Below are 23,781 nucleotides of genomic sequence, written 5' to 3'. Positions count from 1 at the left end.
TATACATATGCATTGTGTATAACAATTTTTTTAGCTCCGCTGATACTGAGAATAGTTATTAAATTAAGGCTTTAAAACATGACCTATTCTTTTTTTAGTATCTTCATCAGATGTTATATTATAATATCTTAAAGAGGTGCTAAAGTCTAAATCTAAAGCTATAGAAACAGCTGTTTTTGTTGATAATATATTATTTCCCGGCATATCACGTACAGCCATAATTCTATTTATTTCTTTTTGACAGCATAACAATTTTTCGAAATCCTTTTCATGAAATGCCTTAAAGGTATCAACTAGTAATTTAGCTTGAGTATTAGTTTGAGTTCCTATAATACCATCACCGCCTATCATTAAGTTAGGTATTAAGTACTCATCAATTCCAGAAAAAACAGAAAAATTCTTATGAACTTTTTTAATACTTTCTACAAATCTTCTTATGTTGCCTAAAGATTCTGTAGTATCTTTTACTCCACCATTGGCAATGCTTTCAAAGTTATTAGCTAGTTTTAATACTAATTCAGCTGAAAGATTTACTTTTGTATTATTAGGGATGTTATACAGTATTATAGGCAATTTAGTGCTTTTAGCTATAATTGAAAAATATTCATAAATATGATTATCGTCTAATTTAAAGTAAAATGGAGGTAACGCTAACACCGCATCAGCATTATTTTCTTCTGCACATGAGATTAATGCTAAAGTTTCTTTTATATTAGTGCTGCCAACTCCAACAATAAATTTGACTCTACCGCTAATAGTTTCAGATGCAAATCTTATATAATCTAATTTTTCTTCAAAAGACATATTAAAAAATTCTCCAGTAGTACCTAATAAACAAATTCCATAAATTCCATCAGAAATTAATTTCTCAATCATAATTTTGTTAGATTCTTTGTCAAAATTTCCTTCATTATCAAATATAGTAATCATTGGGGTATAGACACCTTTAAACATTAAAATTCCTCCTAAATAATATTTGTTCGGCTTGGACTATAAAATATATTTTTAACATGTAAGCGTTTCATCAAGTTCTATTATCATGTTTTTTACAATAATAAACAATAGACAAATGAACAAATATAAATTGTAAATATAATACTTTTTTGTTAATATGAACATATAAAGATCCTCTTGAAAATGATTTTTAATTTCAAGATGAAATCTATTAAATTAATTGAAGGGAGTATTGTCATGGGAGTGTTAAGTAGAGAATTAGCTGAAAGCATTATTGATAGAACTATGAAAGTAGTAAAAAATAATATAAATATAATGGATGAAAACGGAATTATTATAGCATCTGGAGATAAGAGTAGAATTGGAACAGTTCATGAGGGGGCTATAATAGCAATTGAGAGAAAATCGCAATTTAATATTGATGAAAAGCAAAGTAAAAATTTAAACGGTGTATGTGAAGGAACAAATTTAATTATTAGGTTTCAAAACAAGATAGTTGGAGTAATAGGAATTACAGGAAAACCTAGGGCAGTTTTAGGATACGGTAAATTAATTAAACTGACAGCAGAAATGATGATAGAACAAGAATATGTTATGAAGAATTTAGAGTTTAATAATAGAATTAAAGAAGAGTTAATGATGGCGCTTATTTATAATAAGCAAAGTAATTCTTCAATGTTAGAAAATTATATAAAGAAATTTAAGATTCCATATGACTACCCAATGTCTATTTTTATTTTTGAAGTCCAGCTTAAAGATATTTCCAGTGAAAACGATTTAAATTTATTGAAAAGTATTATAATTTTATTAGAGGGAATATTAAAAGAATCTTTAGTAGCCTCTATAGATTCAAAAACCATTGTAGTATTATATAAACATACCTATCGTTATAATAAATTTGTAGATTATAAAAGAAAAATCCAAGAAATCTATAATAAAATCTATAATAAAATTGGAGTAAAAATAAAAATATCTGTGGGAAAAACTTATAATAAATTATTTGAAACATATAGATCTTTTAATATAGCAAAAGAAACGCTTTTATTTGGGAAAAAAATGCACCCAAATGATGATATATATTTTTTTGACACGTTAAAATATGAAATGCTACTTTTACAAAATAACACTAATTGGAAAATAAACGAATTGAAAGATACATATGATGCAATAGCATCTAGCGATAAAGATGGAGAATTACGAGAAACATTAAAAATTTTTATTAAAGAGAATGGAGAACTTAATAATGTATCAAATAAGTTATTTATCCATAGAAATACTTTAAATTATCGTTTGAATAAAATATATAAACTAACAAATATGAATCCTAAGAAATATACTGATCTATTTTGGCTTTACTGCGCAATAATAAATCCCAAATTTGATTAATCTAAAATAGTAATCGGTAAGCAATTTTTATAAGTTGCTTACCGATTACTATTTTAATTTTATATTTAGTTTTTAACAAAGGAATAATTCATTATGCAAATACATAAAAACAAATTTATTTAACCATTAATATTTGTTCAAGTGAATATTGTTTACCTTATAAAAAAACAGGATAATTAATGTAATGTAACAAATATATTTTTTAACAAAAAAGTAAATAATTTTAAAAATATTTCAATACTTAAATTGGTAACTCTAAGAATTGGAGATTTTTTAGTTAAGAAGCGTTACATGCAATTTAGATTTGGAGGGTAGCAATATGAAAGAAAAGCTTAATATTTTATTGGCACCTGATTCTTTTAAAGAAAGTATGACAGCAAAAGAAGTTTGTGAAGCCATGGAAAGGGGAATTAAGAAGGTAAACAAGAATATCAACTGTATACATGTTCCAATGGCAGATGGAGGGGAAGGAACTATGCAGTCACTGGTAGATGCTACAGGTGGAAGTATATATTCAATAAATGCAATTGGACCACTAGGAAATGAAGTGAAGGCATCTTATGGAATTTTAGGAGATGGTGAAACTGGAATATTAGAAATGGCTAGTGCAAGTGGAATACATTTAGTACCTGTAGAAAAAAGAAATCCCCTTATAACAACAACTTATGGTACTGGGCAATTAATAAAGGCTTGTCTGGATTATGGAGTAAAAAAAATATTAATAGGCATAGGTGGTAGTTCAACTAATGATGGTGGTGCAGGAGTTGTTCAGGCATTAGGTGGAAAGTTTGTAGATAAGTATGGAAATGAACTTGGATTCGGTGGTGGTGAGCTAAGTAAGCTTCATACTATAGATTTAACTAATTTTGATACAAGAGTAAAGGATGTTACAGTAGAAGTTGCCTGTGATGTGAATAATCCATTATGTGGAGAGAATGGAGCTTCAAATGTATTTGGGCCACAAAAGGGAGCTACTTACGAAATGATAGAAGAATTAGATGGTAATTTAAGGCATTATGCTAGTATAATTAAGGAACAATTAAAAAAAGATATCCTAGAAATTCCAGGTGCAGGAGCAGCTGGTGGCCTTGGGGCAGGACTTATGGCGTTTTTAAATGGGACCTTGAAAAAAGGCATAGAAATGGTTATTGAATATACAAAATTAGAGGAAAAAGTAAAATTTGTAGATATGGTTTGGACTGGTGAAGGAAGTATTGATTTTCAAACTCAATATGGCAAAACACCTTTAGGTGTAGCAACAATTGCAAAAAAATACAATAAGCCTGTAATAGTTTTTGCTGGAAGAGTGGGAGAAGATATAGAAGTACTCTATGATAAAGGCATTGATTCTATATTTAGTGTTATTAAAGAATTAACTACTTTAGAAGAAGCTTTGGCAAAAGGAAAAGAGAATGTAGAGAAAACTGCTGAAAATGTTGTAAGATTAATAAATTTAACATAAATAAAAAGCATAATACAATAGATCAATAGTGGATTTTAGTTGCTATAGGAAAGCATAAAAAAGTATTGTGATTAAAGCGTATGTACATTTATACAAATAAAACCAATTAAAAAGATTAACATTAAGAGTAATCTTAATGGGAATAAAAAATATTTAGGCATATGAATAAAAAAAGTTACTGAAAATGTTTTATATTTGTGCAGTTGAATATTGAATGGAATACAACAAAATATGATAATTTAATTACAAAGTACTTGAAAAATTATTAAAATATACCAGTAAATTTTCTATTTACCAAAACCATTTTTACCTAATACAAGTTTATGCAATATAAGTCTATATGATATGAAAACGTTTAAATGGCGAATAAGATGAACCTTTTGTAAAATTTAAAAAAAGAGTGATGATGAATCTAAAATGTAAAAAGAAAATTATAAGTGGGAGTGGTGAAGTATAAGAAATATTTGATATTAAGCTTTAAAGTATCCATGCAATTAAATTATGTTATCTAAAATAATAATTATATGGGAGTGTAAAAAATGGGCGAAAAAATAATTAGTACATCCGTAAATATTGTAAAGCGAACTAATTTTAGATTTGTGGCATTGCTAATGATTCTTATTGTCATGACATTAAGCACTGCAGACCGTGCATCAATTTCAATTGCTGGTATAGGTATGCAAAAGCAGTTGCATCTAAGTAAAACTAGTATGGGAATTATTATGTCAGCATTTAGTTGGGCTTATGCCTTTGGACAGATACCGGCGGGGGCAATAGGAGACAAAATAGGTTCTAAGAAATCTATTTTAATTGGTGTTGTATTTTGGTCGGTGGCTACACTAATTATGGGAATTAGTAGTTGGATATATATTTCATTTCTTATGTTAGTAATATTAGAGATTTTACTAGGAATATTTGAAACACCAGTAGGACCAAGTTCTGGTAGAATACTAGCTTCTTGGTTTCCAGGATCAGAACGTGGTATTGCCGGTTCAATATTTAATACTGGACAATATGTTTCACTTGTTATTTTCACACCTCTTACTGGCTTTTTAGCATATAGATTTGGTTGGCAGTGGGTATATATAGCTATGGGAGCAATTGGACTTATAGTAGCCGTAGCATGGAAAGCCTTTTTCTATGTTCCTAGTAAGCATCCTAAGGCTAATGCAGATGAAATTGAATATATACGTGCAGGTGGTGGTTTAGTTGATTTAGACTCAAATTTAAAAACTGCTAACAAAGAAAAATTTAATTTTAAAGATATAGGAAAATTATTTAAGAGTAGAATGCTGGTTGGTATTTTTCTTTCTCAATATTGTATAAATACTATTACTTATTTCTATTTGACCTGGTTTCCAACATACTTAGTACAACAGAGAGGATTCTCTATTTTGCACGCAGGCTTAGTTGCATCTTTACCAGCTATTTGTGGATGCTTTGGTGGTTTGTCAAGTGGATTTATTTCGGATTTTATATTGAAAAGAACAAACAATTTGAGTATTGCTAGAAAAATTCCAATAACTATGGGACTTCTTCTTAGTTCATCTATTATTCTCTGTAATTATGTATCAACTAATGTCCTTGTTATTATGTTGATGAGTTTGGCATTCTTTGGAAAGGGTTTCGGCTCCCTAGGGTGGACAGTAATTGGGGATGCAGCACCAAAAAAGATATTAGGTGTAACAGGCGGTGTGTTCAATGGACTTGGTAATTTGGCAGGAATTGTAACTCCTATTGTTATAGGAATTATTATTGATAGAACTGCATCTTTTAATGGCGCTTTAGTATATGTTGGTGCACATGCAATTATTGCTGTGTTGAGTTATTGGCTTATTGTAGGGAAAATTGAAAGACTTGAAATTGAATAACTAATATTATTTTAAAACAAGGTACTAGAGCTGTAAATAATATTAACTATATAAACTAGCATAACGTATATTTTGAATACTGATATATTAATATATTAGTATATTAAATATAAATTTCATAACAAATTATAGATGTTTCATTGTGCATATAGATAAAAATGAATAAGTACTAATAGACAATTATTGTGCAACTGAATATTGAATAGAATATTGAATTGCATAATAATTGAAGTATGGTTTAAATTTGTTGTAAAAACTAATACTGGGAATTTAGTAAAATATTATATTATAAAAATTGAGTATTAGGACTGGCAATAGAAATCAATACACATATCATGTTTAGATTTAAATTATAAAATAAATTTTAGGAGGATTTAGTTATGAAAATAGGATTTATTGGACTTGGAATAATGGGTAAGCCAATGGCAAAAAATTTGCTTAAGGAAGGATACGAACTTGTAGTATTGGATCGTAATAAAAGTGTAACAGATGAGTTAGTAAGGTTAGGAGCAGAGATAGAGACTTCTCCAAAAGCTGTTGCAGCTAAAACTAATATTATAATAACAATGCTTCCAAATTCTCCACAAGTTAAAGAAGTTGCCTTAATGGAAAATGGTATTATTGAAGGAGCAAAACCAGGAACTATATTTATTGATATGAGTTCCATATCTCCTGTAGCATCTAAAGAAGTAGCTAAAAAATTGGCTGAAAAAGGAATTGAAATGTTGGATGCACCTGTGAGTGGTGGAGAACCAAAAGCCATTGATGGAACTTTATCTATTATGGTAGGCGGAAAAGAAAAGATTTTTAATGATGTTAAAGATCTATTATTAAAAATGGGATCAAATGCAGTACTTTGTGGTGAGGTTGGAGCAGGTAATGTAACAAAATTAGCAAATCAAGTTATTGTTGCATTAAATATAGCAGCTATGTCAGAAGCTTTTGTATTAGGAACTAAAGCTGGAGTATCTCCAGAGTTAATATACAATGCTATTCGTGGAGGACTTGCTGGAAGTACTGTGTTAGATGCTAAAGCACCAATGGTTATGGATAGAAACTTTAAGCCAGGATTTAAAATTGATTTGCATATTAAAGATCTTACAAATGTTGTTGAAGCAGGAGCAGCAGTTGGAGCACCGATGCTACTTACAAATCAAGTATTAGAAATGATGAGAAATCTACATGAAAATGGTGAAGGTCAAAATGACCATTCAGCTTTAGTAAAATTTTATGAAAAATTAGCTAATGTTGAAGTAACAAAATAGTAAAAGGTAATTATATAAAACTAAACTTAGTTGGAGCACAAACTCTAACTAAGTAAGATTCATTGATAGAAAGTTGTTATGTGTTTGTGTTGAAATTTGGAAATACCATAAAGACATAAAGGGGGATATGATATGGAAGTGAAAGAAAACAAAAGACCTGTTTATATTAAAGTCAGCAAAAAAGATAATGTTGCTATTACTGTGGATACTGTAGATAAAGGAACAATTGTAATTGATGATGTTGTAGCTAGACATGAAATTCCTCAAGGTCATAAAATTGCATTGAGAGACATTCCTAAGAATGGCGAGATTATTAGATATGGTGTAGTTCTAGGATATGCTATAAATCCAATTTATAAGGGAGATTGGATTAACGAGACTATGATAGAACTACCAGAGCCTCCATCAGCAGATAATATGAAGTTTAGTATAAATATTAAGAAGGATTTGCCAACACCTATTGCCACTACCTTTGAAGGATATAGAAATCCTAATGGGGGATATGCTGGCACAAGAAATATTTTAGGAATTGTTACAACTGTTCAATGTGTTACTGGAGTATTAAATGTGGCCATTGAACGAATTAAAAAGGAATTGTTACCTAAATATCCTAATGTAGATAATGTAGTGCCAATTAATCATGCTTATGGCTGCGGCGTTGCAATCAATGCTCCTGATGCTGTTATTCCCATTAGAGCTATTGCTAATTTAACTAAACAGCCTAATTTTGGTGGAGAGTTAATGGTTATAGGGCTAGGCTGTGAAAAACTTACAGTTGACAAGATACTTAATGAAAACGATATTAATCCTGGAAATGTAATTATTCTTCAAGAACATAAAGGATTTAAAGCAATGATTCAGGCCATTATGTCTATGGCAGATTGTAAACTTAAACGTTTAAATGAACGTAAGAGAGAAACTTTACCACTTTCTGACTTATGTATTGGTATGCAATGTGGTGGAAGTGATGCTTTCTCAGGTATTACTGCAAACCCTTCAGCAGGATATGCAGCAGATATGCTTGTAAAAGCTGGTGCTACGGTGCTGTTCTCAGAAGTAACTGAGGTAAGAGATGCTGTTTATCTATTAGCAGAAAGAACAATAGATGAAGAAACTTGTAATAAGCTATCAAAAGAAATGGACTGGTATGATAAATATTTAGAAAAGGGCAAGGTTGATCGTAGTGCAAATCCAACTCCAGGTAATAAAAAAGGTGGACTATGTAATATCGTGGAGAAAGCAATGGGATCTATTGCAAAGTCAGGTACAGCACCAATTGTTGAAGTGCTTTCACCGGGAGAGCGTCCAAGTAAAAAAGGATTAATTTATGCAGCAACTCCTGCTAGTGATATTGTATGTGGACCAATGCAATTAGCATCAGGTATTACTTTACAAGTGTTTATGACTGGCCGTGGTACACCCTATGGTTTAGCGGCTGCACCAGTTATTAAAGTATGTTCTAGAGTAGATCTTAAGGAGCAATGGCCGGATTTAATTGATGTAAATGCTGGAACTATTGCAACAGGAGAAGCTACCCTTGAGGATGTAGGCACAGAATTGTTTAATCTAATAGTAGATGTAGCAAGTGGACGTAAAAAATCTTTGGCGGAAGAATTGAAATTATATAATGATTTGTGTATTTTCAACCCTGCTCCAATTACGTAAGTAGTATGTTGTTTGAGTTCTTTATGATTATCAGCAGCATGAAGGGTGTTTAAAACATTTACTAGAAAAAAAGATTTCTATTGACAAGAATACTTGATGTATGATATCCGTTACATAACGAGTAGAGATTGTTATAGGATTGTTACAGGATTGTTACTGGTAAAGCAGGCTATACCTAAGTTTATATAGATGAGCGCTCATCTATATAAGCTTAGGTTTTTTTTATTAAAATAAAGGTAATATAATTAAAGAAAGAGTTAAATGTGGGATTGTTACTGTAAGCAGGAAACTGTATTATGGGCTATACTCCATTAAAATAAATTTTTGATTGGAGGAATAACAAATATGGATTATTCAGTAACAGCAAAGAAAATTTTAGAAAAATTAGGTGGTGAAAACAATATTAATAGTATTATGCATTGCATGACAAGACTTCGTTTTCACCTAAAAGATGAAAATATCGTTGATGACGAGCAAATAAAAAAGATTAAGGGCGTTATGGGCGTTATGGGCGTTATGAAAAAAGGTGGCCAATACCAAATTATAATAGGAAATGATGTAGCAGTTTGCTATAATGAATTATTAAAATTGGGAAATTTTCAGAAATCAAAAGCAACTAATTCCGAAAAAGATAATAAACCTAAACAAAATATTTTGTCAACATTGTTAGATGTTATATCAGGTTGTATGACACCTATTATTCCAGCTATTATGGGTGCTGGTATGATTAAAGTTTTAATTGTACTTTTACATTTAAGTGGAGTATTATCAGATAAAAGCCAAACCTACACTATTTTATCTACAATGGGTGATGGTGCATTTTATTTCTTACCAGTGCTTCTTGCAATTTCCGCTGCTAAAAAATTCGAAACCAATGCTTATTTAGCAGTAGCAGTGGCTGCAGTTATGATACACCCTGATTTTATTTCTTTAGTTAATGCTGGTAAACCTATTTCCTTTATTGGGCTGCCGGTAACCGCAGCAACTTACACTTATTCGGTTATTCCAGTTATTATGATTGTATGGGTTATGTCTTATATTGAAAAGTTTGCAGATAAAATTACACCATCTTTCGCAAAGAGCTTTTTAAAACCTATGATTATCTTATTAGTTACAGTACCAATGGCCTTAACTTTAGTTGGACCAATAGGTGCTATTATTGGTAAGGGATTGTCATCAATTATGTATATAATTTATAATAAAGCAGGAGTGCTAGCCGTTGTATTATTATCAGCTTTTATGCCATTTATTGTTATGACAGGCATGCACTGGGCCTTCGTACCAATGACACTTACAAATTTAACTAATCCTGGATATGATGTTCTTCTTCTTGTTGCAATGCTTGCTTCTAACTTAGCACAAGGAGCTTCATGTATGGCTGTAGCATTAAAAACAAAGAATAAAAGTTTAAAAGCAAGTTGCAAGTGCTTCCGGTGTTTCTGCATTACTAGCAGGTGTAACTGAACCAGCTATGTATGGAATTACAATTCGTCTAAAGAAACCTATGATTGCTTGTATTATTGCAGGTGGAGTGGCTGGTATCTATTCAGGTTTTGTATCCTTGAAAGCTTATGTATTTGCAACACCATCTATCGCATCAATTGCCCAATTTGTGTCTAAAGACAATAGTTCCAACTTTATAAATGCTTTGATTACAGGGGCAATTGCTATTGTTGTAGCATTTGTAGCAACTTTGATTATTGGTTTTGACGATCCAGTAGAAGAAGAGGAAGAATATGATGATACAGTAGAAACAGTAGGAAATACAGTGCTTAGCCAGGATGGTACTTCTAATACAACTAATTCTATAATTTTGACGCCAATAGAAGGAAAAGCAGTAGCTCTTAGTCAAGTGAACGATCCTACTTTTTCAGAAGAAATTATGGGAAAAGGTGCAGCAATAATACCTTCTAAAGGAAGGGTAGTTTCACCAGTGAATGGTACCATTTCAGCATTATTTAAAACAAAACATGCAATTGGGCTTATATCAGACGATGGGGCAGAAATTTTAATTCATATTGGTTTAGATACGGTAAAATTAGATGGAAAATATTTTACAGCACATGTAAAAAAAGATGAAAGAGTTAAGGTTGGAGATTTGCTAGTAGAATTTGATATGGAAGCTATTAAAGCAGCAGGATATGATATTATTACACCAGTAATTGTCACTAATACAAATGACTATAAAGATGTTTTCTCTATTATTGATAAAGATGTAAAAGAAAAAGATGAACTAATTAAGACTATAAAATAATTTTATAGATTTGAAGGGAGTAATGTAAAGATGGCAAAGAGTTTTCCGAAAGGTTTTTTATGGGGAGGTGCAGTAGCAGCTAACCAATGTGAAGGTGCATACAATGAAGAGGGTAAAGGTTTGTCAACACAAGATATTGCACCCAAAGGTATTATGGGACCAATTACAGAGGACCCAACAGAAGATAACATGAAATTAATAGGCATTGACTTTTATCATAGGTATAAAGAGGATGTTAAATTATTTGCTGAGATGGGTTTTAAAACATTTAGAACATCTATTGCATGGTCTAGAATATTCCCAAATGGTGATGATAAAGAACCAAATGAGAAGGGATTACAATTTTATGATGATTTATTTGATGAATGTTTAAAATATGGAATTAAACCATTGGTTACAATTTCTCATTATGAGACTCCTCTTGCCCTTTCTAAGAATTATGATGGTTGGGTAAATCGTAAGTTAATAGGGTTCTTTGAGAATTATGTAAGAACAATTTTTGCTAGATATAAAGATAAGGTTAAATATTGGCTTACCTTTAATGAAATTAATTCAGTACTGCATCAGCCATATATGAGCGGAGGTATATTTACAGATAAAGAAAAGTTAACAAAGCAAGATTTATATCAAGCAATTCATCATGAATTAGTAGCAGGTGCATTAGCAGTTAAAATTGGTCATGAAATGATACCAGATGCAAAATTTGGATGCATGATTCTTGGTGTACCAAATTATCCACTGACTCCTAATCCAAGTGATGTACTTGAAGCAATGAAACAGGACAGAGAAAATTTATATTTTGCAGATGTTCACGTAAGAGGAGCATATCCTAAATATATGAATAGATATTTTAAAGATAATAATATTAAGATATATATGGAACCTGGAGACGAGGAAATACTTAAAAATACAGTGGATTTTGTTTCCTTTAGTTACTACATGAGTTCCTGTGCTACGGCAGATTCTGAAAAAAAGAAAGCAGGAAATGGAGCTGGAAATATTATTTCAGGTATTTCTAACCCATATCTTGAAGCTTCAGATTGGGGATGGCAAATAGATCCACAGGGATTGCGTTATATTCTTAATCTTTTATATGATCGTTATCAAAAACCATTATTCATTGTGGAAAATGGGTTAGGTGCTGTGGATGAATTAGTAACAGATGAAAATGAAGATAAAACAGTAATTGATGATTATAGAATTAAGTATTTAAATGATCATTTGGTTCAAGTAGGTGAAGCAATAGAAGACGGTGTTGAAGTAATGGGATACACTACCTGGGGATGTATTGATCTTATTAGTGCATCAACTGCAGAACTTAGAAAGCGTTATGGATTCATCTATGTAGATCGTAATGATGATGGAACTGGAACATTAGAAAGATATAAGAAAAAGAGCTTTTATTGGTATAAAGAAGTAATTTCAACAAATGGAAAGAGTTTAGTATAATTATTAAATATAATGTTAGCAGTTATAATAAATAATATACTTTACATGAATTCTACGTCTTCAGCTATAAGTATTGATATTTACGCTATTTTTAAAACTATTCTCAAAGATATAAATTTATAAATGTATGCAAGCTATAGTCATTGAATTAAGAAAGAAATTTGAGAGATCATTGAGGGAGTTAAAATATATAGATAAATATCAGAAAGGTACGCTGTTCTAACAGTATACCTTTTCTTTGGGTTAAATTAAAAATATATAGTTTAAAGGAGATCAACGATTTAGAAAAATCATTGTAGTTAGATTATTGACATATATTAAAATTATATTAACTTTGTACCACCCGCTGTAGCAATAATTAAGTCAGATTCATTTTTTGTAATAGCAACCTATTTTAAGAGAGAGTTTTGAATTTAGGAGCATTAAAAATAATAATTTGGATTTAGAATATATAGAGTACTTGTATGATGGAATTTGCGAGTAGTTAAAAGAATAAGTGAGAAGGTATAAAAAATGTTATCGTTAACAAAAAACTATTGATATTTAGAAGTATCTCGAATATAATATAGTTGTAGGAGTTGTTAACGTTAACAAAAACTAACATATTGTAGAAAGAAGGATTATATATGAAAAATTTTATGAATGAGGATTTCTTATTAAATACAGAGACGTCACAAAAATTGTTCCACAATTATGCAGAGAAAATGCCTATTATAGATTATCATTGCCATATAAGCCCTAAAGAGATATGTGATGATAAAAAATTTAAAAATATTACAGAGGCTTGGCTTTATGGTGATCATTATAAGTGGAGACTTATGAGAAGCTTTGGTATAGATGAAAAATATATAACTGGTGACTCTACTGATTATGAAAAATTTTTATCTTATGTAAAAGCTCTTCAAAGTGCAATAGGTAATCCACTATATCACTGGACACATTTAGAATTAAAAAGATATTTTGGGATAGATGAAGTAATAAATGAAGAAAATGCTAAGAATATATGGGAAAAAGCAAATAAATTATTGGAGCAAGATGATTTTACTGTAAGAGAAATAATAAAAAAATCCAATGTTAAGGCAATATGCACAACAGATGATCCAACAGATTCTCTTGAATATCACTTAAAACTTAAAGATGATAACGATTTTAATACAAAAGTATTTCCAGCATTTAGACCAGATAAAGCTCTCAATATAAATAAAGTTGGTTTTGTGGATTGGATTAAAAAATTAGGTCAAGTTTCTAAAAAACATATAGATAATTATACAGAATTTTTAAATGCTATGGAGGATAGAATAAATTTCTTTCATTCAGTTGGGTGTAGAGTTTCTGATCATGCATTAGATTATGTACCTTATTTGGAAGCTACAATAGAAGAAGTTTCTGAAATTTTTAGTAAAGCTTTACAAGGTAGCCAGATTACCTTTGAAGAAGAAACAAAATATAGAACTTATACAATGAAATTTTTAGGAGAACATTATTCTAAATTGGGTTGGGTAATGGAACTTCACATTAATGCATTTAGAGATAATAATAGCAGAATGTTTGATAAAATGGGACCAGATACGGGATTTGATTCTGTTAATGATAACAATATTACTTATCCTTTATCAAGATTACTTGACAGCTTAGAGAAAACTGATTCTCTTCCAAAAACAATTTTATATAGTTTAAATTCAAATGATAATTATAAATTGTCTACTTTAATGGGATGTTTTCAGGGTAGTGGAATTTTAGGGAAAATCCAACTTGGAGCAGCTTGGTGGTTTAATGATAGTAAAGATGGAATGATTGAGCAAATGAAAGCATTAGCTAGTACTGGATTGTTATCAAGTTTTGTTGGAATGCTTACGGATTCAAGAAGCTTTTTATCTTACACTAGACATGAATATTTTAGAAGAATATTGTGCGAATTTATTGGAGATTTAGTTGAAAATGGCGAGGTGCCAAATGATGATGAATTGTTAAAAAATATAGTAGAAAATATATGCTATAAGAATGCACAAAATTATTTTGAAATGGATATATAAATAAAATAATTTGAATAACTTAAATAAAGTAGTTTATAAGGAATTATTATGATATTATTATGTTAGAATATGTTACTTGGAAGGTGTGATAGAAGAATCATGGGTGTTACTATAAAGGATATTGCTAGAATGGCCAATGTATCTCATACAACTGTTTCAAGGGCGTTAAATAATAGTCCCTTTATAAACGAAAAAACAAAACAAAAAATAATGTATATAGTAAATGAATTAAACTATGTGCCAAATTATAGTGCTAAAAGTTTAGTTTTGAATAGATCTTATAATATTGGATTGTTTTTTTCAACAATTCACAAAGGTACTTCTCCTGATTTCTTTTATGAGACTATAAATGGTGTAAATAGTATTGTTAGCCAAAGCTACAATTTAGTTATTAAGGGTATAGATGATTGCAAGGATTTAAGTTATATAACTAAAGAAAGATTTGATGGAATTATTTTAATAAGTCAAAGCGAAAGTGATAATCTATTCATATATGAAGTTATAAATAAGAATATACCTTTAGTAGTTTTAAATAGAGAAATTGAAGCAGATAATGTTATAAATATTTTATCTGCTGAGAAAGACGGAGCTTATGAGGCAGTAAATTATTTAATTCATAATGGACATAATGATATTGCTATAATTGAGGGTGCACAAAATTTTAAGTCAACATCCTTTAGAAAAGAAGGATACATTAATGCCCTTATAAATAGTGGTATAAAAATTAATAATGATTATATTGTACAGGGAGAATACAATGTAGATAGCGGGTATGAAGCTATGAAAAAATTATTAAGCTTATCTAAAATACCTACTGCAGTGTTTTGTTCTAATGATGATATGGCGGTTGGAGCATTAAAAGCTGTTAAAAAGAGTGGATTAAAGGTACCACAGGATATTTCAATTATAGGTTTTGATGATAATATATTTTGTGATTATGTTTTTCCTCCACTGACAACTGTAAGAAAACTTTCAAATAAAATAGCTGTAGTTGGATCACAAAGGTTATTGGGATTAATTAAAAATCCAAATACATCAGGGCAAAAGGTATATATTAAAACCGAGCTAATTATAAGAGAGTCGGTAAAAAAAATCAATTAAGTTTGGCAGTTTAATTTATTTACAATTGTTAACGTGAACATTAATTTAATTGTAAAAATATAATCAAGTTAATTATATATTAAAAGTTTCAAATATTGCGTTTAATTAATGTGTTAATTATAATGGGGAGGCAATATTAATATGAAAAATGATAAGAAGAAAAAACTAACATTGAAAGAAAAAATATCCTATGGTCTTGGTGATTTTGGAAATGGTTTTATGTTTGACTTAGGCCAGGCTTATCTTCTTCAATTCTATACAGATGTAGTTGGAATAGCAGCAGTAGCAGCAGGAAGTATATTCTTAATTACAAAATTATTTGATGCTTTTATAGATCCTTTGGCAGGAGCTTTTGTAGATTCTAGGAAACCAGGTAAAAATGGTAAATTCAAAAAAATAATGTTTATATCAAGTATTTTGTTAGCCATAATGACTGTGATAACCTTTACTAACCCAGGTAGAACACCAGGATCAAAATTGCTATTTGCTTACGTAAGTTATATGTTGTGGGGAGTTCTTTATTCTTTTACAAATGTACCTTATGGATCTTTAGGTTCTGTTATAACTCAGGATACTCAAGAAAGAACGGCATTAGCTACATTTAGACAGATTGGTTCTTCAGGAGCATTATTAATTACTGGAGTAATATTTATACCACTAATAACTTTATTTGGTAATCCACGAATAGGATTTCCAGTAATTACTGCAGTAATGGGTATCGTGGGGGTATGTTCCTTTTATGCTACTTATAAAAATACCACAGAAGTTGTAGTTCATGATGTTAAATCTGAAGAAAAAATTACTTTACGTACAATAAGTAATGCTATATTTCATAACAGAGCATTATTAACTTTAATTCTTATGACTATATTTTCAATTTCTGCTTACAACATAAAAACAGCTATGATTGTATATTATTGCAAATACAATTTGGGAAATGTAAGATTGGTAGCTTATGTAAACTTTTTCACTATAGGTTGTTCAGTACTTGGAGTTTCATTTTTACCTAAATTAGTTAGTAAATTTGGTAAAAAGAGAACTGCTGTCATAGGATTTTTAACTAGTGTTGTTGCAGATACCATTAATTTCTTATTGCCAGGAACTCATTTTGTTGCATTTATAATACTTGCTACTATTGCGTTCATTGGTATAAGTATACCAAATGGCGTTACATGGGCTTTTGTATCGGACTCTATTGATTACGGAGAATGGAAAAATGGTGAGAGAAGAGAGGGTATTACCTATTCAGTTTTCAATTTTTCTCGAAAAATTGCTCAATCAATATCAGGATTTGCTTCAGGTATAGGATTGGGATTAGTTGGATATGTGGCAAATGCAAAACAAAGTGCCCATACATTGATTGGAATAAAGGGATTATTAATGCTGTATCCAGCAGTGGCATTAGCTTTAGCCGCTATTGTATTAGGTGTATTATATAATCTTTCTGACGCTAAATTCTCAGAAATTATTAAAGAGTTACACCAGAGAAAACCTCAAAATAATTAATATAAAAAGTATAGAATAATATAAAAAATAATGGAGGCATATATTATGAAATTAAATAAGGAAAATTTTAAAGAATATAAAAAGTATAATTATCCAGAAAGAATTATACAGTTTGGAGAGGGAAATTTTCTTAGGGCATTTGTGGACTGGCAAGTTGATAAGATGAATAAAGAAGCAGACTTTAACACCAGCGTAGTAATAATTCAACCGCTAAAAAATGGGATTATTCGTAGGATAAATGAACAAGATGGATTATATACTTTATATCTTCAAGGGATAAAAGAAGGAAAAGCAGTTAAAGAGCATTCGGTAATAAATAGTGTAAGCAGATGTATTGATCCTTATACTGATTATGAAGATTATTTAAAAGTTGCAGAAAATCCTGAACTTAGATTTGTGATTTCAAATACTACAGAAGCAGGAATAGCCTTTGATGAAAATGATAAATTGGGGGATACCTGCCAAAATAGTTACCCTGGTAAGCTTACAGCATTTTTATATAGAAGATTTAAATTTTTTAAAGGTGACAAGGATAAAGGAATGGTTGTAATTCCATGTGAACTTATAGATAGAAATGGAGAAAAACTTAAAAATGTAATATTTAAATTTATAGAACTTTGGAATCTTGAAAAAGAATTTAAAACATGGTTAGAGGAAGCTAATACTTTCTGTTGTACCTTAGTGGATAGAATTGTACCAGGATATCCTAGAGATACCATAAATGAAATAAATGAAGAACTTGGCTATGAGGATAATCTGGTTGATGTAGGTGAACAGTTTCATTTATGGGTAATTGAAGGACCGGCATGGATAGGTAATGAAATTCCCCTTGAAAAAGCAGGCTTAAATGTAAAAATAGTTAATGATGTTACGCCTTACAGAACAAGAAAAGTAAGAATATTAAATGGTGCACATACAGCTTTAGTTCCAGTAGCCTATTTATATGGATTAGACACAGTTGGGCAGGCTGTTGAGAGTGAAGAAGTAGGTAATTATCTAAGAAAATTAATATATGATGAGATAATTCCAACTCTTGATCTACCAGAAGAAGAATTAAACGAGTTTGCAAAAGCTGTGCTTGAAAGATTTATGAATCCATTTGTAAATCATTATCTTATGAGTATTGCTTTAAACGCTATGTCAAAATTTGAAACTAGAGATTTACCATCACTATTAGAGTATTTTAAAACTAAAAATAAATTACCACAAAAATTTGTATTTTCTTTGGCAGCCTTAATAGAATTTTATAAGGGTAAAAGAGGAAATGAAGATATAAAATTATCAGATAGTGAGGATGTATTAAAGCTATATAGTGATGTATGGTCAAAATGTGATGGAACAGAAAAAGGATATAAAGAATTAGTAAGCACTGTGCTAGGTTACAAAAAGAATTGGAAACTTGATTTAAATACTATAGATGGATTAACTGATAAAGTTACAGATTATTTAATGCAAATTGAAAAACTAGGTATGGCAGGAGCTATTAAATCTATAATATGACAAAGGCAGGTATAAAGCATGAAGAATTTTTTTAAGATCAACGAAAAGGATAATGTAGTTGTAGCTTTAACTGATTTGAATAAAGCTGATATTATAGAAATCGATAATAAAAAAATAACAATTGAAGATTCCATAAAAAGAGGTCACAAAATAGCTGTTGATAATATTAAAAAAGGAGATAACATAATTAAATATGGATTTCCTATAGGTCATGCTACTGAAAATATAAAAGTAGGACAATTGGTTCATTCACACAATTTAAAAACAAATTTGGATGGAATAAAGGATTACGATTATAATAAAAAGGACCTCAAGATTGATTTTGAGCATAGAAACTTAACTTTTAATGGTTATGTTAGGGAAAATGGCAAAGTTGGAATAAGAAATGAAATATGGATAGTACCAACTGTAGGCTGCGTTAATGGAATTGCTGATGCTATTGCTAGAAAATTTCAAGAAGAAACTAATGTTGAAGTACAGGTATTTAAACATAATTATGGATGCTCTCAGCTTGGAGATGACCACTTTAACACAATGACAATACTAGGAGATATAGTTAAGCATCCAAATGCCGGAGGTATACTAGTTCTTGGATTAGGCTGCGAAAATAATACCATGGGTGATTTCATAAAATCCTTAGAAGTTTATGATAAAAATAGAATCAGATTTTTAATATCACAAGAGGTAGAAGACGAAGTGGAAGAAGGAATTAAACTTCTAAAAGAAGTTTATGAGAATGCTAAGAAAGATAAAAGAGTGGCAGTACCTTTGTCAGAATTAAATATAGGACTTAAATGCGGTGGCTCAGATGGTTTTTCAGGAATTACAGCTAACCCCCTTTTAGGTAAGTTCTCAGACTTTTTAACTTCACAAGGTGGTACTACTGTGTTAACGGAAGTACCGGAAATGTTTGGAGCAGAAACGCTTCTTATGAATAGAGCTAAGGATAAAGAAGTGTTTAATAAAACAGTAAACCTTATAAATGATTTCAAAAAATATTTTATGGGTTATGATCAACCTGTATATGAAAATCCTTCACCAGGAAATAAGGCAGGAGGTATAACTACTCTAGAGGACAAATCTCTTGGATGTACTCAAAAATCAGGAAGCTCACAGGTTGTGGATGTACTTAAATACGGACAAACTTTAAATAAAAAGGGATTAAACCTTCTAAGTGCTCCTGGTAATGATTTGGTAGCATCCACTGCCCTTGCTTCAGCAGGCTGTCATATGGTTTTATTTACTACAGGTAGAGGAACACCTTTTGGAACTTTTGTACCAACTATAAAAGTGTCAACCAATAGTCAGATATACGAAAAAAAGAAAAGATGGATAGATTTTAATGCAGGAGATCTAATTAAGGATAAAACCATGGATGAACTTATGGAAGAGTTTATTAACTATATTATTAATATAGCCAATGGAGAATTAGCTAATAATGAGAAAAATCATATAAGGGAGATAGCTATATTCAAAAATGGGGTAACATTATAAAATAAATAATTATATTTCAAATAATGTTTACTAAAACTTTTATTTCTACATTCTCAAGTTTTATTTTATATGAAAGAAAACTTGAGAATGTAGATTTCAAAAGATAGTATACAAACTATAAGGGTATAAAATTATGAAAATAAAGAAAAGGTTGATAATTTATCTAAAAGTATAGCTACAGTGCTTATGACAGCTATTATTATGGAAAATTAAATACTTTTCAAATAGAATTTTGTAAAGGGGAATAGTTTTATGAATTTAAAGGGGAAAATGTATCTAACTGCATCATTAAGTGCAGCATTGCTGTTCTTTACAGCATTACCATATTATCCTGTAGCGGCTACAGAGGTAAACGCTGCTATGAAAACGTCTACTGATAGTGTGGCACCTACTTCGCCACAAAATCTTACAGCTTTTAGCAAGACAGCATCTACTATAGGGCTTATATGGGATAAGTCCTCAGATGATGCTGGAGTAAAAGGTTATGATATATATGAAAACGGAAGTAAAATAGGCAGCTCTGATTATCTTAAGCAATATGATGTCGCAAAAACCAATTACACTGTAACTGGATTGAAGCCAAACACTAAATACAAGTTTAAAGTTGTGGCAAGGGATGCTTCTGGCAATGTATCAAAGTCAAGTAAGCAAATATCTGTAATAACAAGTAATGAAGGTAAAATATTTAATGTAAAAGATTATGGTGCTGTTGGAGATGGTGTAACTAAGGATAGTAAGGCTATTCAAGATGCAATTGACGCGTGTACTCCTGGTGGAGTGGTAGTAATTCCGGCGGGAACTTATTATACAGCTCCACTTAAATTAAAAAGCGATATGACACTAAATATTGAAAAAGGAGCAACTATACTTGCAAGCCGTGATGTATCTGATTATAAAATTATCGATAGTAGATGGGAAGGTACTTCCTTTAAATCTTACATGAGTATTATAACCGCAATTGATGCTAAAAATCTTAACATAATCGGTGAAGGTACTATTGATGGTAATGCAGGACCAATAAAGGAAGCAGCTGCAGGAGAAACAGAAGATGCTTATGGATATCCTGTAAATAAAGTTAATGTTAGCGGTGAATATGACTACAACATGGGAAAATATAATGGTGATAAATCTACTGCCGTGAACTTTGATATGGGATTATGGTGGGATAACCCAAAAGCAACTGACCCAACTAAACAAACTGCAAGACCAAGAACTATTCAATTAATAAACTGCGATGGTGTATTAATTCAGGGAGTCAAAGTCCAAAATTCACCATCATGGACAATTCATCCTTTGTATAGTAAAAATATTACCATAGCAGATGTTAATGTAAAGAATCCTTCTAGTCCTGTTGATTCTCCAAATACTGACGGATTGGATCCAGACTCTGTTGATAACTTACTTGTGGTTAATACAACATTTGATGTAGGAGATGACTGTATTGCAATTAAATCTGGAAAAGATGCAGAAGGTAGAAAAATAGGAATACCAAGTTCAAACATAACAATAAGAAATTCTTTAATGCTTCATGGACATGGTGGGGTGACTCTAGGAAGTGAAATGTCAGGTGGCATAAATAATATAAATATAAAAGATGATATATTTGATAGCACAAATATAGGAGTTAGACTGAAGACACTTAGAGGCAGAGGTGGAGTTATACAAGATGTTGTCTTCGACAATATTATGATGAAAAATATATCAAGTGATGCATTTAATATTAATTCTAACTATTCATCTAATGGTGCTCCTCTTCCTTACACAGGAGTTGTAGATGAAACAACACCTACAATTAAAAACTTAGTTTTTAAGAATATAACTGCTATTGGTGCAAAGGAAGCTTCTTTTTTTCAGGGACTTCAGGAGATGCCTGTAGATGGTGTAACTTTATCAAATATAAATGTAACTGCCGACAAAGGGTTATTTGCACAGTATGTTAAAAATGTAAAGATGGATCATGTAAATATAAATAATGGAAATATGTTTCAGGCAGATAGTACATTCGACAATTTACAATATGGTGGAATAATAGATGGAGTTAAATCCTTTAATGGAAATGAAAATTCTACTATTAAATTACCTAGTAATCTATTTAACAGTAGTAAAGGATCTATAACTGCATGGGTAAATAGTGGCAAGAACTTTAAAAGCGAAAGCGGAACTATAATGTATGGAAAAAGCAATGATTCTGCTAACAATTATAGTTTGAGTTTTACAAAGGATAAAAAGGTACAATTTAATATGAAGGTTAATTCCAAAACTGTAAATTTTGTAACAAATGATAAGTACAATGGCAATGCATGGCATAAGATAACTGTAACTTGGGATGCTAAGGGAGAAGAAAAGCTCTATATAGATGGGAAAGTTAAGGCCTCTGATACAGTAAATCTAGATACTGCAGCTATATCAGACATTTCCTATATTGGAAAATCCGATAATTTGTCTGAATACTACAAAGGGGATATGAAAGATATAAATATATATAATTATGTTATTTCACCTGAAGAAATAACATCAAAATAAAATTGCCAGCAACATAATAGGGTAATATCCACCGTTTTTATTTATAAGTGAGAACGATGGGCATTACCCTATTGATAATTTAAGAAAGACTTTTGGTTATTATTACTATAAGAAAGAAGCAGTTGTGTTAACACTTGTGAAACTGTTTAATTAATTTTACACTGGCAATAACAAAACCACATTTTAATATCTCACAGAGTAGTATTAATGATGTTTATCAAATAGTTAAAAATCAACATATTTCTATGCAGTTTTTTTAACTTCTTCTTCTACTATTGATTCATTTAAATAAGATGGATTAAGCTTTATAATATTAAAATCAGACAATGGAGCAACTATAACAAGACCATCAAAAAAATTTTTTACAAATGAATTAAATAAATTTTTCATAAATTATCACTCCTAACAATTATTTTATAGTATTATAATAGTATTTTATAAATGAAAGTGCAATTAAAAAAATAAACAGTAATCGTTATATATTGTTAATAAATAGTGAATAATATATTAGCGTGTTATTAACTTATTGAAAATAATTATGATAACGTATAGAATTTTCTTATGGTAGATTCTGTTTATATAGGATAAGAAATAAAATGGAGATATTGGGGGATGTGGTGTGTTTACTTATGAAGAAATTCAAAGTCTCAATGATCTTGAATTAATGGTATATAACTATGTAATCAAAAATAGCAATAAAGGTCACAGACTTAAATAATAAGCGAAATTGTGGAATGAAATATTTACGAGCTTTTGTGAGCAAATCTTGTAATAATAGCTGTGTGAGATCAATTCTGAGAGATTTGAAAGTAGACTTCGATTATATTAACTAACGAATAGAAAATATTTCAATTTTAAGAGATAGTTTAATTGCACATTATGATATTTCGGATACTCAAGGATTGAAAAAATAATGGTAATAAAATCATAGAAGATTATATCCATAGTTTTAATTAAAGTAAAATTGAAGATAGATATTAGATATATACAGTATAGATATAAGTTTAATGGTATAGAAGAGAAAATAACACACGATATTTAAGGGTGGGAATAATTAGTATATGATGAAGTATGGATTAGTATAAATAAAGCAGCTAAAAATATAGTATGTTTTATAGTTAGTTTTTATTATATAAATATAAACTTTTATTACAGTACACATTTAAAAATATAAATTAAAATAATATAAACTGTAATAGAGTAGCTTAATTGCCATTTTTTATTTATTAAGAACTAAAATTATACCTGTATTTTAGCATGGGTTGCAGACAAAACTATGCAGCAGGTAATAAGTAAAAGTGCAGACATAGGTTTTTGC

At 30.1% G+C, this 23,781-nt stretch carries 16 protein-coding genes; 14 read left to right on the top strand and 2 right to left on the bottom strand.

All coding sequences use genetic code 11. The annotated features are described in order from the left end of the window. Positions 1 to 63: 63 nt before the first annotated feature. Complete coding sequence (locus RH99_RS11705; RefSeq protein ID WP_010238210.1) at positions 64 to 954, bottom strand: dihydrodipicolinate synthase family protein; 891 nt, start codon at positions 952 to 954, stop codon at positions 64 to 66. 237 nt (positions 955 to 1,191) lie between these two features. Here RH99_RS11705 and RH99_RS11700 point away from each other — a divergent pair, with 237 nt between their 5' ends. From RH99_RS11700 to RH99_RS11640, 14 genes are all read left to right on the top strand, one after another. Further along, complete coding sequence (locus RH99_RS11700) at positions 1,192 to 2,340, top strand: sugar diacid recognition domain-containing protein (RefSeq protein ID WP_010238209.1); 1,149 nt, start codon at positions 1,192 to 1,194, stop codon at positions 2,338 to 2,340. Between the two features lie 319 nt (positions 2,341 to 2,659). Then, complete coding sequence (locus RH99_RS11695) at positions 2,660 to 3,802, top strand: glycerate kinase family protein (protein ID WP_010238207.1); 1,143 nt, start codon at positions 2,660 to 2,662, stop codon at positions 3,800 to 3,802. A gap of 539 nt (positions 3,803 to 4,341) precedes the next feature. After that, positions 4,342 to 5,673, top strand: coding sequence for an MFS transporter (locus RH99_RS11690; RefSeq protein ID WP_010238205.1), 1,332 nt, complete (start codon positions 4,342 to 4,344; stop codon positions 5,671 to 5,673). Positions 5,674 to 6,053: 380 nt separating this feature from the next. Further along, positions 6,054 to 6,938 carry a 2-hydroxy-3-oxopropionate reductase gene (gene garR / locus RH99_RS11685; protein ID WP_010238202.1) on the top strand — a complete coding sequence of 295 codons (885 nt, stop codon included), beginning with the start codon at positions 6,054 to 6,056 and terminating at the stop codon, positions 6,936 to 6,938. 132 nt (positions 6,939 to 7,070) lie between these two features. After that, complete coding sequence (garD, locus tag RH99_RS11680) at positions 7,071 to 8,603, top strand: galactarate dehydratase (RefSeq protein WP_010238199.1); 1,533 nt, start codon at positions 7,071 to 7,073, stop codon at positions 8,601 to 8,603. A 345-nt stretch (positions 8,604 to 8,948) separates the two neighbouring features. Then, positions 8,949 to 10,067: a PTS transporter subunit EIIC gene (locus RH99_RS19775; RefSeq protein WP_010238196.1), complete on the top strand. Its 1,119-nt coding sequence runs from the start codon at positions 8,949 to 8,951 to the stop codon at positions 10,065 to 10,067. Between the two features lie 7 nt (positions 10,068 to 10,074). After that, positions 10,075 to 10,857 (top strand): glucose PTS transporter subunit IIA, encoded by a 783-nt coding sequence (locus RH99_RS19770; protein ID WP_010238194.1) that lies wholly within the window; start codon positions 10,075 to 10,077, stop codon positions 10,855 to 10,857. Between the two features lie 30 nt (positions 10,858 to 10,887). Continuing rightward, positions 10,888 to 12,306 carry a glycoside hydrolase family 1 protein gene (locus tag RH99_RS11670; RefSeq protein WP_010238193.1) on the top strand — a complete coding sequence of 473 codons (1,419 nt, stop codon included), beginning with the start codon at positions 10,888 to 10,890 and terminating at the stop codon, positions 12,304 to 12,306. Positions 12,307 to 12,932: 626 nt separating this feature from the next. Then, positions 12,933 to 14,339: a glucuronate isomerase gene (gene uxaC / locus RH99_RS11665; RefSeq protein WP_010238190.1), complete on the top strand. Its 1,407-nt coding sequence runs from the start codon at positions 12,933 to 12,935 to the stop codon at positions 14,337 to 14,339. Between the two features lie 99 nt (positions 14,340 to 14,438). Continuing rightward, entirely contained in the window at positions 14,439 to 15,440 is a 1,002-nt protein-coding gene (locus RH99_RS11660; RefSeq protein WP_010238188.1) for a LacI family DNA-binding transcriptional regulator, read from the top strand. A 141-nt stretch (positions 15,441 to 15,581) separates the two neighbouring features. Beyond that, complete coding sequence (locus RH99_RS11655) at positions 15,582 to 16,946, top strand: glycoside-pentoside-hexuronide (GPH):cation symporter (protein ID WP_010238186.1); 1,365 nt, start codon at positions 15,582 to 15,584, stop codon at positions 16,944 to 16,946. A 45-nt stretch (positions 16,947 to 16,991) separates the two neighbouring features. Further along, entirely contained in the window at positions 16,992 to 18,446 is a 1,455-nt protein-coding gene (locus tag RH99_RS11650; RefSeq protein WP_010238184.1) for a tagaturonate reductase, read from the top strand. A gap of 18 nt (positions 18,447 to 18,464) precedes the next feature. Further along, a complete protein-coding gene (locus RH99_RS11645; protein ID WP_010238180.1) occupies positions 18,465 to 19,940 on the top strand; it encodes a UxaA family hydrolase in 1,476 nt (491 codons plus the stop codon). Positions 19,941 to 20,192: 252 nt separating this feature from the next. Next, positions 20,193 to 22,463 carry a glycosyl hydrolase family 28 protein gene (locus tag RH99_RS11640; protein ID WP_010238178.1) on the top strand — a complete coding sequence of 757 codons (2,271 nt, stop codon included), beginning with the start codon at positions 20,193 to 20,195 and terminating at the stop codon, positions 22,461 to 22,463. 243 nt (positions 22,464 to 22,706) lie between these two features. Here the strand turns inward: RH99_RS11640 and RH99_RS19265 are convergent, their stop codons facing one another. Beyond that, positions 22,707 to 22,853 (bottom strand): hypothetical protein, encoded by a 147-nt coding sequence (locus tag RH99_RS19265; RefSeq protein ID WP_158511952.1) that lies wholly within the window; start codon positions 22,851 to 22,853, stop codon positions 22,707 to 22,709. Positions 22,854 to 23,781 lie beyond the last annotated feature (928 nt).

Origin of the sequence: Clostridium arbusti SL206 (assembly GCF_000246895.1) — a bacterium.
GTDB classification, from domain to species: domain Bacteria; phylum Bacillota; class Clostridia; order Clostridiales; family Clostridiaceae; genus Clostridium_I; species Clostridium_I arbusti.
This window is presented reverse-complemented; position numbering and strand designations above follow the sequence as displayed.